Source organism: Methanofastidiosum sp., assembly GCA_035362715.1.
In the GTDB taxonomy this organism is placed as follows: domain Archaea; phylum Methanobacteriota_B; class Thermococci; order Methanofastidiosales; family Methanofastidiosaceae; genus Methanofastidiosum.
Genome location: DAOSDU010000002.1, coordinates 122,581 through 137,306 on the forward strand (window position 1 = coordinate 122,581; position 14,726 = coordinate 137,306).

Below are 14,726 nucleotides of genomic sequence, written 5' to 3' on the forward strand. Positions count from 1 at the left end.
TGCACATGAAAAAAAGATGTATATTCAATAATAATTTTATTAACTCTAAAAAATCCCAAATGCATGTAGTCATGGCCATAATGTTAATTGCCATATTGCTGGCAACTGTTGTATTCTTTTGGAGAACATCTGAAGATTTTTCTCAAAGTTATTCAGAAAGTATAGATGAAAAAAGTTTTCAAAATATAGCTACATATATAGAAAATACGGTAGCCCACAACGAAATTGCTTGGATTGAAAGAACGCTTGTTCAAACAAATATGGTTATACCTTTAGCATATGATGGCCAAGAATATATTGGAGAAAACGAATTTTTTAGAATTGAATATAATACTTCAAAACCCAATCTATTATCCTTGTCTTCAAAAGACATATTGGCAGAAATTAAAGACACAAAGAACGTATACTTAAATACAAGATTTTATCTTGATGGCAGTTATAATATATACTCCAATCCAACAATTCCTGCATTAAAAGACAAAAATATAATAGGTGATTTCTTTTTATATAAGATTGAACCGATGGTATCAGGAAGAAGTCAGGAATACATAGTTCATTTGACCCCCACATTCAAATCTGCAGTAATTGGAGATGCAGGTCAACCACCTGAATCTCTGGCAAAGTCCTGTTTTCTTTTAGAATACCCTAAAAGTTATTGGAGCGAATACTATAATAGCGGGGAGAATACTTATTCAGTTTATCCTTCAAACTATTTTATAGTCAACACCAAAAAAAATGGGATTGATAATAGATACATTAATTATTATACTAATATTTTCATCCCTTCTAATTCTGATATGATTGAGTCATTGTCTGAAAGTCCTACTAAGGACATCTTAAATGACTATATAAAAAGTGGTGGTTCATTAATAATGCTTTCACAAAGTCCAACTTCAAAAAAGAAATATGATTTTCTTCCAATCAACATTACATTCGACAAAGGTAAATATGATACCATTGGAGTTTCAAAACAACACAATATTACCCAGAACTTAGAACCTTATGAAATTGCGGGAAGTTATTATTCTGCAAATGCAACAATACTCGATCCTTTTGTTGATGGGCCAGCAAATGAAATTTTATTGAGAGAGGTACCATATGCGCCATACCTCAATAACAATCCTTCCCTTATTCTTTCAACTTGGGGAGCAGGCAAGGTAGTTACAACAACTGTTCCAATAGATATTCACTCTATTGTGGATAATACCTTTAGTGTGTGTCCATGGTGGGACCCTGGTGAACTTGGCAATCCGCCTGATTGGCATTTTAGAAAACTTGTGGCAGTTAATTCTACAACAATTACCCGAGTAAATGAGCCAGTTAAAATAATAATTGATCCGACTTTTGATATTAATAAACTTGCCAAAGAGGGTTTTTTAGACCTTGAGGATACTAGTATTAATTTTGACTCTATTCGGGTAGTTGAACTTATAGGTGCAGATCCAGTTAGGGGGATATGTGGAAATGCAATCGAGATATCTAGTCAAAGTTACCCATTTAGGCCTAACCTTGAGGAATCGGGTTACAGAGCTGTACCAAAAGAATTTCACGAGCATACCATTTTTTTTGAATTAGAAGATTCAAAAGATTTAAGATTAGAGATAGAAATTCCTGTTGGAGCTCAGCATAAAGATGAACCTTTTGGGTCACCTTACGATATTAATAATCGAGGAAGTGACACAGATTTTAATATTACTATAAATGATATACCTGTTAGGGAATTATTGGAGCATTTGTCTCCTTTACCAGCATATCCAACAAATATCCCTGGATATTGGGACCCTTATGATGGTGTATCTAAAGGATATGCCAAATACAGTGTGGTCTTACCTCAAAAGTATTTCCATAAAGGTGAAAATAAAATAAGATTAAAAATGAGTGTTCCAGATAATCAAATTTATACGTGGTACCAGAATGTAATTTTTAGGCTTTATGAAAGAAGGTATCCCAACGAAGATGTATTGTTTTGGCAAGAATATCCGCCATTCTATGTGTATTTCTCTTTAGGGGTATCAGAACAAACACAAGGCATCTCAGATTCTAATACTTCTCCTGGACAAATAAGATATTATTATATCTATTTTGATATAGAAAAAAATGGAGATAAACCAACACCAGATTATAGGGAAAAACTTTCTTCACCGATACCAAAATGGTCACCTCAATTGGATAATCAGTATGCTTTCAAAAAACCCAAGTATAATGATAACTACGATATAGCGCTAGATAAATATCCTATTTTTATGAATGTTTCTTCCCCTTCAAGTGCTGATGTTGATAATAATGGTATTATAGATGTTCTAATCGGTTTAAGAGATGGAAATGTAACTGCAATAAAAGGTTCTGATGGCAGTATACTTTGGAAAAAACCTGTTGTTACAATAAATAATCCATCTAGATCTGGAAATACTTATTATAATTATGCAGGAATAGCTGGATCTCCTACAATTGGAGATATTAATGGTGATAACGATTTTGAGATTGTTGTGGGTGGTGCAACAATACAAGCTACTTTTACTCGAAATAACAATAGAATGGAAATTGATACTTTACCTTCCACCGTTTCTATACTAAGGGGACAAGATGGATTGTTATTGTGGAGCTTGGAGATAGATGGAGCATTAATGTCTTCACCAATTTTAGCAGATATTAATCAAGATGGATATAAAGATATTATACTTATTGATACAAAAATAGCCGATTTACGGTATAATGCAAATACTAAATCATTTACAAATAATCCTACAATTACAAGTACTCTATATGTTTTCAGCGGAAAAGAAATATTTAGTGGTATTAATCCACTTGATCCAAGATCACTTTTGTTGAAACATTCGGTAACGGTAGCTAATCCTCCTTATGACGCACGTTTCTTTGGGAGAAATGTATCCGGGTCGCTTGAATTTATGATTCCTAACTCTTCACCAGCCGTAGGCTATTTCAATGGGGGCGGTAATTTGGATTCTAAAGGTGACGGAGAACTTGATGTTGTATGGGGAGCTATTGATGGAGTCGTCAGAGTTTATTTTGGAAAAAGGAATTCTTCAGAGATTTATTATTTAAACAATAGTCCAGATTGGAGCACATCACTAGGAGTTCCTAGTGTTATACCAAATCCCCAAATGCCTTTGTCTTATATTTGTTCATCTCCCGCAATTGTACAGACAGACTATAAAAATGATTATGAAGATATTATAATCTCTATTGTTCGCACTAGAAATAATCAAAACTTTATCGACACAGTAATGTTGGACGGAAGTAACGGAACACCCATCTCCCGACCAATTATTACAAATGCTAATGATCCAACTAGAATAAATTCAAATGCTAATGAAATAATTGGGGGGCATCCTGTAATACATTCGCCTGAAGGTCAATCTCATAGAGGCCCTCAAGTATTTGTTCCAGTAGGATCAAACATAAAAGTTGCACATTTAGATTTTACCCACATAATTAAAGATGAAGCAATAAATGGTGGATGGGGGTCAATTCCTCAGAATAATCATACCTATGCAACCCCTGCAATTGTCGAAATAAATAATTATTCTACATATGTCAGAGAAGATGATTCCTTTTTTTCAGATATATTAATAGGAAACGAAGCAGGAGATTTATACTGTCATTCTTACAGAGATACAGATCAGAATAGTCAGAATGCCATTGTGAATAACTGGAAATACGCCCCTCTAAATCCAAGCCCTATACGTTCTTCAGTTATCGTAGATGACATAAATAATGATGGGAGATCAGAAATAGTGTTCATGACTTTTGATGGAAGATTAATCGCACTAGGTGCAGGAAATAATTACACACGCTGGAATTTTAACAGACACGACCTTAATGGAACAGCAAATACATTAACTAATCTTAACCCAATATCTTATACTTTTTCTGAACTTGAAGCAATTGAATTTGGAAATCCTACAGACCCTTATGATGATAAATTTAGATTACTATCTAAGTTTACAATTGGAGCTTCAAATAATTTCAAGACATATATGTCTGAGAAATGGATAACGATAGATACCAATAGAAATAATTTGTTTTCCGATGAGAGAGTTCTTTATGAAAAAGATCTTACAAAATTTAATATGAATACTTATGAAGGAAGGCCAATAGAAACTACATATGGCATTGAATCTATTTATGGGAACATAATTGATAACAATTTTATAATTAGTTTTATTGATAGAGGCATGATAAGACTGTTCAATAATATTATGGCATATACCTCTGCGCCAACAAAGAACATCCAAATTGAAGAAGGTATATGGGTGAATCTAGATTTACCAAATACTATTGGGTCAAGAGAATATATTATTGAAGGAACTGGAACTCATTTAACTATTTATGATCCTTATAATGCAGACGTTAAATACATTAAAGAACTTAGGGGAATGAGTATATATGGAACAATCTCAAGTTCTTCAAAAAATAAATATGTTGTTATAACTAGCTATGGCGCTTATTTGTCGCCCAACCCACAGGAGGGTTAAAAATAAAAATCTTCTTTAAATTTAAAAAATCTAGGAAAGGGCAGGATATAATTGACAATATAATAGCCCTTGGGATATTTACCATAGCTTTTCTTTATGTAGTATATATTGCTGCAAACTCATTGAATCCTTATCTTGAAAAAACTGAATATGTGGATGTCCAACTAACTGCAATTACTTCTATAGAAAAAATAATGTCTGACCCAACTTATGGTCTTGTTTCAAGAAATCATGTGTTATCCTACGACAAAATGGTTGACTTTGTAGCAAATGAAGATACTTCTAGATATCCAATATGCCCTCTTGAAACTTCAACTAATAGTTATATTTCACTATTAAGAAAACTTGGACTATTAGATTATTCAAATAAAAGATCTGTTTATGATCTTCAGATAGTGATATCTTCTACCCATACAGAAGTTAGTACTATAGCTATAATGACGCAGAGGGACAAGGATGATTACAATTATACACTTCCTGATGGCACATATCCGCCACATTTTAATACTGAACCTACGCCTTTAGGAATTAGATACTATGAGTTTTTAATTGTGGATAAAGATCAGGACGGAGAATATGATCATCTTTTCATAGACGTAAATATGAACAAAGATTTCCAAGACGAAATAATCAATGAGATCTATGGTCGTGATGAAAACAATGATCCAAAACCAGGATTTATTAAGGGTGATAATTTCATACTTGATTCTAGAAGTTATATAGTTACAGACATCTTTAAATCAGGAGATGGAGCACAGATTCTGAATATTGACGCAGCTGATATTATTCTGGGTGCAAATAGAAGTTATTCAAATATAGTTCTTGTCATATCTAGACTTGTCTTAGTGGAAGAATTTGGATACTTATCCGAAAAGAGACTTACTCTGATTATGTGGGAGGGAAATAGATTATGTTCATGAATAACAAATCTGTAATGAGAACATTTGAGGCCATAATTGCAGCAGTTATAATGATACTGGGCGTTTCATTTATACTAAGTGATGCAGGGACAACATTTTCTTCAAATCCCTCGTGGGAGGTAATTAATGCAAGAAATTCTGCAGAAGATGTTTTAGTAATATTAGAAAAAGGAGTAATCAACAATCAAAGTGAACTTGGTTATTATATCACAAATCGAGAGTTCAATGCCCTTGAAACGAAACTAAGGTCTCTTATACCATCAGGCTATGCTTACAAATTTAATATCTTTGAAATTTCAAATATAGTATATATAGGCACGCACGGCGAAGCCAGTGAAGATACTATCAAGCCCGGATTTCTTACAAATGGCTACAAAGTTGATACTCTAAAAAACGACAGTGCTATTTGGAAGTTCCATGAAACGCAAACAGGATGGCCAGGGGATTACACAATATATTTCCCCGATGGGGGTAGTGTAACGATATATGGTTTGTTAATAGTTGACCTAATCGATGAGATTCCAGGATACGATACAGTGTATTTAAAACTTGAGAGAGGAGACCCTTCAAATCCTATAGATTTTTCTACTTCAACGACAAAACTTTCAAGTAAAACTCCTCTAAAGGTAGGTGATTTAGTTTCTTTTTCATCGTATTATGGCGGTGCCACTTATGAGTATACTTATCAGATATCGAACATTGCAAGAGATGGTAATTCTATATCCTTTGTATTACTTGATGAAACAATGTACATTGATCTAATTGGAACTACAAAAACAGTCAATATCTTTAAGGATACTTTTAGATTCACTGCTCATGACAGTGTTAGTGCAGATACACTTGACATTGAAAAGAAAATCGGCGAGCCAAACCAATTTTCCACTTATACTAAAGGCTTAAGACAAGGAGACTGGACCGTTTTTGGAGATTATTCAGGGAACATTAAAACTTTGTCATATAATGGGATTAATAATAATGGCCATATAATTATCAACATTATCCCTTATAAGGAGGATATAATTATCCTAGAAAAACCTGGAGAGATGGATTCAATTATTTCTGCCAAAAGAATTGTTTCTACTATTGACACTAGCGGCAATGTTCGGGCCTATTATGTATCTTTAATAATGGGGAGGGAGAAATTTTGAACAATAAATCCCAATTTTTTATCTTTGCTGCAATCCTTGTGGTTATATCTCTTTTAGCTATTCAATATTCACTTTTATCCTACAAGCAAGTATCGCAGTCTGTAGAAGACATAAGATATTCGGATATCCCTTTTATCTCTAGCTATATTGAAAGTTCTTTTAGAGATACTTCTAAAAATGCATTCGAGGAAATATATAGAACTGGAAAACTTGATTCAATACATAATGCATTTGCAGGTATATATTCTGCACATTATGCAATCGAAGAAAAAGAATTGAATTACTACCTCTCAAGGCTTGATGTTGGTATAGAAGTAACTAAATCAAGTAGCATAACTTTCGATGATGATGTTTTATTTATTGGGCCTTCAATATTTGAAGTTGGGAATTTCAATAGAAAAATATTAGTTGATACGAGAAAAATTTCAGATTCTCCTAAAAGATATCTGATGAGTTCAGACATAGGAGAGTTTGAAGTCGCACCATTAAATAAATTAGTTGATGCTACACCTCTAAATCCTTATGTAATTCATGGGAATGGACAAATAATATACAAGGAAGGGAATTATTCGTCTGGTTCAAGAATAGTATATAGTAATAGAGCATACACTTTGGGAGAGTATAGAACTACATATGCAGGAATGAATAATATTGAAAACAGAGCACCTTTCTTAGAAAACTATTCTCTTAATATAGGAAATGATGGAAGTAACTATGTAAATATTCTAGACCAGAATGGGAATCAAATCAATGTCGACGGCGTTTCTAAATTTTATGAGGGAAATGTCTTCTTATTAGATAATTACCTAATTAAAATCACAGATATTAATTATGTCCCAAATGGGCAAAAGGATGACTATGTCAAATATACAATATTCAACATACAAGTTTCTCTTCAGGAAACTGAGAAAAGAAAACAATCATTTGATCCTAACGAAGCGCCAGGATTAAGATATGGGCTAATAGATGTATTGGCAATTAAAGAGAATGGCATCAGAACTACAGAGATTGTAACAGGGGATACAGTCATTGTTTCTTCTTCTATCCATAATGACCTTGAAAGCCCTATTACAGACAAGGATATCAATGGCTCAAAAAAACTTGGAAGTTCAATAAAGATGTGGGAAATAATTAATGTTTATTTAGTCCTTGATGAAGGAATCTTTGAATCAGAGGGTTCTAGATATAAAGTAAAAATAAATACGCTAACTAGAAAAATAGAAGGGATTTATGAATTGGATGGAACTAATGAATCACTTATTGATATTCAAAGATGCAGAAGAGATTCATTAGGAAATCTAGTATGTGTTCCTGCTTATCCGATTGAAGAAGGATTTGAATTTAATTTGAGAGGAGAAGAATATATTGTCAGGAGTATCTCTAATAATCTAGTGAGTTTTCTTAGGAGGAGTACTGATACTTTAGATTCTAAGATTGATGTTCCAGGAAAACCGGATTATGGAGAATTTAAATTAAGTAGTAGTACATATGAACTTCGTTTGGTTAGAGATGAATTTGGAAATATTGATCCATATCAAATAACTCTTGAAACCCTCTCAGGAGAAGATATATCCTTAGAAATTGGAGACCCAGTGGTATTAGGTAATTACGTTCTAGTATTGGATGGTGTTACTTTCTTAAATAAAGACGGTAAATGGCACGTTTATTTTAAGTATTTTGATATGACTCCAGAAATGAAACAATTTCCCATTGGAAAAACAAGACTTTTTTACGGATGGAATCAAGAAGAATACAAAGTGGTCAATACATGGAAGTATAGCTATAATGATACAACTGAGAAAATAATAATTGAATCCAAAAGCCCTTCTTTTTCAAGTGATACCAATGGAGCGGTAATAACAGACGATGGGATACTCGCATGCTTCTCATCCATTAACAGCGAAAACTTTTTTGAATATGATATGTATTATCCTGCGCAAAATCAATATATATGGCTTAGCGATACAAGAACATTATTTGAAGAAATAAACACTTTAAACAAATATATAAAAATCAGGATAGATGAAAACAAGAACGGAACTATCGATGACGGTGAAGGATATATTTATGTGAATGGGTCTAATAAAATTTTAGAAAATGATGTATTCTATTGTGGAGGAGTTGGATTCAAAGTAATATCTATAATTCCATACCACAAAGACGAACCTGCAAGAGTTTTACTTAAAAGAGTTCCATATTACCAATACACCCCAATCCTAGAGCGGTCAGGAAGATCTAATATCGAAGAATTTACTACTTTGTTATCCACATACAGATATAATGTAAAAAGGCCAGGCGATTACCTGCTTGTATTTACATATTCATTTGAGATTGACGGCATAAAAAAAGAAACAAGCCAGTATTATAACTTTAAAGTTTATCAATAATTTAAAATTATCTTCCAATACCGATAACTATTTATATGCATTAATAGAAACTAATAATAGAGGAATGAGTTATGAGAAAAAGAGGGGCTCTCAAATTAATAAAAAAACTCAAAGAATCTGACATTTTATTAGATAGTGAACCAAAATCTAATTATGAGAAGCTCAAGAAAAAGAGTGAAGTTGACTTTTTAAAGAAAGAAGGCGCAACATTAGGTGGATTTGGAGCAATTTCGTCCTCAGAAGATATTTTAAGTGAAACAAAGAAGGAAATATCTGAAAAAATAAAAAGTGAAGTCACAGCTCACGTTGCAAAAGAAGTCGCATCAACAGTAGGCAGTGCAACTTTTGTCATATCTGGTCCTGTTACTATCCAAGGTGGTAGACTCCCCTCAATGGAAGAAGAAAAGAGGGTAATAATGAAGGATCAAGATATACTCGTCATCCCTCAGAAATGGAAAACTCAAGATTATACGGGTTTTAATGAAAGATACCCTTTGATAGAGCCATATGCTTATGCAAGGATTAAATGGGATGAAAAAATAACTAAACTGGTATATTTAATTGAAGAACCTGAGCTCTCTGAAGATGAAAAAACTAGGCTTATGACCATTCAAGGGATAATTCAAGAAGAACTCGAAGTAGATTTCAAAAGTCTTCAAGAAAAGAGCGAATTAGTTGATTATTTGGAAAACAAGGCTTTGGAAGTTGTTGATGAATTAAATCTCAAGTTATCCCCTGACGCTTTTGAAAAAATCATGTATTATTTAAGAAGAAATTATATTGGGCTTGGCTCAATAGAACCTTTATTTCATGATGTTTTAATAGAAGATATAAGTTGCGATGGAACAGGAATCCCAATTTATGTTTATCATGCAAAATATGGATCTCTCCCTTCGAATATCGTTTTCAAATCAGATGACGATGCCAACAGCATAATCATTAAGATGGCACAAAGATGTAATAGGCATATCTCAGTTGCAGAACCTTTACTCGATGGAAGATTGCCAAATAACTCAAGGGTCCAGGCCACATTTGGAAGAGAAGTCACGCAACACGGTCCTACTTTTACTATTAGAAGATTTAAAACAGATCCAATGACACCCGTGCAATTGATTAATTACAAGTCCTGTCCACCAAGAATATTTGCATATATGTGGTTGGCGCTTGAACACTCTTATACAGCTTCCACAATTATCTCTGGAGGGACAGCAACAGGTAAAACTTCTATGTTAAACGCCCTTGCTATATTTTTGCCACCAGAAGCAAAAATAGTAACAATTGAGGACACTCAAGAGTTAAATCTCCCCCAAGAACATTGGTTGCCTGCAGTCACTAGATCTGGATTTGGCGCCTCTACTTCTGAAGGAAAGAAGCAGGGAGAGGTTGACATGTTCGACTTACTAAGGGCAGCATTAAGGCAAAGGCCTGATTACCTAGTAGTTGGTGAAATTAGAGGGGCTGAAGCTAACGTTATGTTTACGGGTATGGCTACAGGGCACCCTGGTATGGGGACAATACATGCCGATTCAATGGAAGCTTTAATCAATAGGCTTACCACAAGGCCCATTAGTCTCTCTCCAGCACTTCTTCAATCATTAAATATTTGTTTCTTATTAACTCATGCAAAAATAGAAGGAAAAGCAATCAGAAGAGTAAAAGAAGTTGTTGAAATAACTGGAATGGATTTGAAAAAAGGAGAACCTATATATCAAACTGTTTTTAGGTGGGATCCAGGGTCTGATGAATTCATATATGATGCAAAAGAGAGTAGCATAGTAAAAAGAATATCTATATCTCGAGGTATGACACAAGAGGAAGTATGGGAAGAAATAAACAGAAGATCTCTTGTTTTAGGCTGGATGGCTGAGAATAATATAGTTAACTTTAGAGATGTAGGAGATATAATAAAGGTATATATGAGAGATCCGGATTCAATCTTAGAAAAAATAAAAAGTTGAGCCTATGCTGGGCAGAAAAAAAGAGAAGGACATTGCAGTCCAAGAAATCGAAAGATACGAAAAAAGGGGCTTCTTCATGAATTATGGAAAGATGGCCCATAAAAGATTTGGTTTTTTGGTAGACAAAAGGCTAAAAAGTTTTGAAGAACTCCATGGCCCTTTAAGAAAAGGTGATATACCCTTAAATCTTGGTGCTTATGTCAGTGCAATGATTCTTAGTACTGCAATTGCCGGTATTATTGCTTTAGTAGTATCGATAATTATTGTCCCTCTGTTTTTGGGAAATTTTATAAATGAAATTATATCCCCTGGAAAGCCTGTTGATTTTGTCTTTAACTTAGTCTTAATTATTTTAATTTCAATTCTAACTGCCGTTACAACTTTTCTAGTGTTCTGGGTTTATCCATCGTTTAAAGCTGGAGAAAGATCAAGAAAAATTAATCTTGCACTTACAAACGCTGTCAATACAATGGCAACAATAGCTGGAACAGGGGTACCCCCTGCCGTTATCTTTTGGTCGCTTGTAGAGTTTAGGCGATATGGCGAAGTATCAAGAGAATCTGAAAAAATTTTAAATGATATTGAAAACTTTGGACTCGATTTAGTTCAAGCTCTTCAAAGGGCGGCTAACAGATCTCCTTCTCCTCTCTTCAGTGAACTTTTATGGAAGATGATAGCCACCATAAGAACAGGTGGAAATCTCAAAGAGTATTTGTATCTTGAAGGAAATAGATTAATGGAAGTTGAAAGAATGAAAACTGAAGCTGCAATTGAAACTATCGGTTTAATAGCAGAAACTTATGTTACAGCTTTAGTTGTAGGGCCAGTATTTATTATTATCATGACAACAATTATGGGTATAATGGGAACCCCAATGTCGCAGGTAAATTTGATTAATAATATTGTTGTATATTTTGGGCTGCCTATAGGCTATGCTATATTCATAATAGCGGTGGATCAGGTGGCTCCAAAGAGATAATGCAGGTGAAAAATTGAGGAAAAAAAATTATAACGTGTATGTAACGATTGGCAGTATAGCTGCAGGGATTATTCTTAGCTTGATGGGATTTTTCATTTTAAACTTAAGTGAACTAGCTATTGCAGGTATAGCCGTTGCGGTTGGCCCTTACCTTTTCTTAAAAATGAGAGAACAAGCATGGATTACTGAAATAGAAGATCAGTTCCCTGAATTTCTAAGAGCACTTGCCGATTCTCAAGCTGCAGGAATGACCCTTCCCCAAGCCATAAAGATGGCGCAGGAGGATGATTACGGGAGACTTACCGATGAAATAAAGATTATGGCTTCAAAGATATCTTGGGGGGTCCCATTTGATGAGGTCTTAACATCTTTTTCAGATAAGGTAAAAAGTGAAAATGTACAAGGTACGGTATCTCTTATTGTTATCGCTCATCATGCTGGGGGAAATATCATAAAGATTTTGGAATCTGCGGCAGAAAGCGCAAGAATGATGAGGGGTCTTGCAAAAGAGCAGGCTTCTAAATTAAGCCAGTATACAGGCATTATTTATATTTCTTATCTTGTATTTCTTTCAGTAGTTTTCTTACTTCAGACCCAGTTCGTTGAAATATTCTCAGAAATAACACTTCCAACTGCCAAAGAGTCAATAAATAAAGAGGCATTTAAGACTACATTTCAAAACATGCTTATCATACATGGTGCTTTAGCAGGGCTCATGATTGGAAAGATGACAACAAATTCTTTATTTTCCGGGATCAAACACAGTATTATTTTAACTGCAATTGGATATCTAACATTTAGATTTATTATCGGCTCTAGTCTTCTATCTGGTCTTCTTTGATATTATTTTTTTCTATTCCCCATCTTGTTCTAACGGCCATCCCTCTTTCAAAAGCTTTAACCTCTCTCGGAGAAAGCATTAAAGTTCCTGTTCCTAAAAGATTGTCATTTGAATCCACAATAAGAACTTCTTCATATGCCCTAAGATTTTTATCAAGATTAATAACAAACTTTGAAAATACATTTGCACCGTCTTTAATGAAAGGTGCAGCTTCGTCATCCACAATTATTCTGTATTTGGGATATGGGATTATATCCTTCAATCTTTTTAGACCCTCAATATTTGGAGTAAATAATCCATCTCTAGCCCTTATAGTTGCAAGCATAGTTCCATTTTTATCAAAGACATAACGGATCATTCCAGTTTTTGATCTCTTAACAACGACATCATGGAAAAGTTTTTCTCCAACGTTTGGGCCAAACTGATATTCCGCAATTACTTTTACTATATCCTCGTCATTTAGTTCAGAGTCCCCTCTATCTTTTCTTTCTTCCTCCATTTCACATTGGCCAAAAGGATAAGTAAACTCAAGTTCTTTTGGGAATTTTCCAAAGAAGAGATGCTCATCGTATTTTTTAGATTCTATGTTTTTTATTCTTTCCTTAGTTCTTTGCATTATTGGCCTTAAATTGGATTCTGCACCAGTATAGAATATCGAAGACCTTTTCGTAAAGGGGTCATATTCTTCTAAAAGACCATAATAATCTTTGATTCTCCTATATGCGAGTAGTAATCTCGGATGACTTCTAATCCTAGTTTCAACAAGTTCAAATAAATTTCCTTCATGTACGGCTTCCTTGATTATTTTGATTTCTTCAAAAGTTGCATGCAAGTTATGGCTTGAAAGAAGTTCTAATCTTTTTTGATCATTTTCATTAATTAGCTCTTGAGCAGTATATTTCCTGCAAACTGGGCAGTTACATGGTAAATATTTCATTTCATTAAGTTTTTTTGTACCATAAGAAGTTAGATATCTTGAATCCTGTGCATAGAGAACATACGCCGCGGAATCAAAAAGGTCGCAACCCAAAAGAACCGATAATGACAGTAACATTGGGTGTCCAGCACCAAAAAGATGAACTGGCCTTGAGGGTGAAAGACTTCCTTTTACCGTTAGGATAATATCCACCAATTCACTAAATCGGTATTCCATCATCAATGGAACAACACCGCCTATTGGATTCACTGTAAAAGGTAATTTACTCATCTCCTCTGCCGATTTTTTTCTTAGATCTAGGTGAGTTCCCCCTTGGATTGTTCCATTTAGGTCTAGGTCAAATCCGATTGCTTCTCTTGCCCTTTCTAGAGTTATCTCTAGGTCTGAAAGAGTCTTTCTGTGAGGTTCATCGGGATGAGTTGGTATATCAAGAAACGTTCCGATATCAACTCCAATGTCTTTTTGAAATTGTAGTATCTCTTTGTTTTCTATTTCTATATCGCCATATGCGGCCATCTGAAAAGAGCCGGAATCAGTTTCTATAACTCCGTTAAAATCGAGCATTTTGTGAACTCCTTTTTCAAGAGAATCTTCTTTGAGTTTTGGAGTTCTGTAAATAATATATGAATTTGTGATTAGCATTTCTGCCCCATAATCGGCCATATCTTTTGGGGCAATGACTATCTTATTGGGATTAATAACTGGCATCAGTGTTGGGGTCTCAACTTTTTTTTTGCCTATCGATAGTTTTCCTATTCTGCCTAATCCATCTTTTGCTTTTATTTCAAACATTTATCCGCCCCCTACTGGAGAAAAAAGAGCTATCTCAAATCCTTTTGAAACTAGAGTTTCATCTCTACCTGTAAAAGAATAGTCCTTTCCATTTACTATAATCCTTATCTCATCCTTTAAAAAAGATTCCTTCAATAGAGGATATTTTTCTGAAAGAAGATTCTTTAGGTTGCCAATTTTAATTGATTCAACTTCAATAATTTCTTCTCTTTTCAAAGTGATATCTTTTAAATCTCCAAAATAGAGAACCCTCATACTATTTAATATA

General features: G+C 34.0%; 9 protein-coding genes. 7 read left to right on the forward strand and 2 right to left on the reverse strand.

Annotation, left to right across the window (positions count from 1 at the left end):
• Positions 1–5 precede the first annotated feature (5 nt).
• The 7 genes from PLI06_02030 to PLI06_02060 all read left to right on the forward strand — a co-directional run bounded on the left by PLI06_02030 (position 6) and on the right by PLI06_02060 (position 12,729).
• Entirely contained in the window at positions 6–4,496 is a 4,491-nt protein-coding gene (locus PLI06_02030; GenBank protein HOI76375.1) for a hypothetical protein, read from the forward strand.
• Between the two features lie 122 nt (positions 4,497–4,618).
• Positions 4,619–5,416, forward strand: coding sequence for a hypothetical protein (locus PLI06_02035; GenBank protein HOI76376.1), 798 nt, complete (start codon positions 4,619–4,621; stop codon positions 5,414–5,416).
• Complete coding sequence (locus PLI06_02040; GenBank protein HOI76377.1) at positions 5,407–6,564, forward strand: hypothetical protein; 1,158 nt, start codon at positions 5,407–5,409, stop codon at positions 6,562–6,564. Before PLI06_02035 ends, PLI06_02040 begins: the two co-directional genes overlap by 10 nt.
• On the forward strand, positions 6,561–8,951 hold the full coding sequence (locus tag PLI06_02045) for a hypothetical protein (protein ID HOI76378.1): 2,391 nt from the start codon (positions 6,561–6,563) through the stop codon (positions 8,949–8,951). Before PLI06_02040 ends, PLI06_02045 begins: the two co-directional genes overlap by 4 nt.
• Before the next feature lie 71 nt (positions 8,952–9,022).
• The gene (locus PLI06_02050) at positions 9,023–10,909 is read left to right on the forward strand and encodes a type II/IV secretion system ATPase subunit (protein ID HOI76379.1); all 1,887 of its coding nucleotides are present in this window, start codon (positions 9,023–9,025) and stop codon (positions 10,907–10,909) included.
• A 4-nt stretch (positions 10,910–10,913) separates the two neighbouring features.
• Positions 10,914–11,888, forward strand: coding sequence for a type II secretion system F family protein (locus PLI06_02055; GenBank protein HOI76380.1), 975 nt, complete (start codon positions 10,914–10,916; stop codon positions 11,886–11,888).
• A gap of 13 nt (positions 11,889–11,901) precedes the next feature.
• On the forward strand, positions 11,902–12,729 hold the full coding sequence (locus PLI06_02060; protein ID HOI76381.1) for a type II secretion system F family protein: 828 nt from the start codon (positions 11,902–11,904) through the stop codon (positions 12,727–12,729).
• Here PLI06_02060 and tgtA read toward each other — a convergent pair.
• On the reverse strand, positions 12,704–14,458 hold the full coding sequence (gene tgtA, locus PLI06_02065) for a tRNA guanosine(15) transglycosylase TgtA (GenBank protein ID HOI76382.1): 1,755 nt from the start codon (positions 14,456–14,458) through the stop codon (positions 12,704–12,706). The genes PLI06_02060 and tgtA overlap by 26 nt on opposite strands.
• Complete coding sequence (locus tag PLI06_02070; protein HOI76383.1) at positions 14,459–14,713, reverse strand: MoaD/ThiS family protein; 255 nt, start codon at positions 14,711–14,713, stop codon at positions 14,459–14,461.
• Positions 14,714–14,726 lie beyond the last annotated feature (13 nt).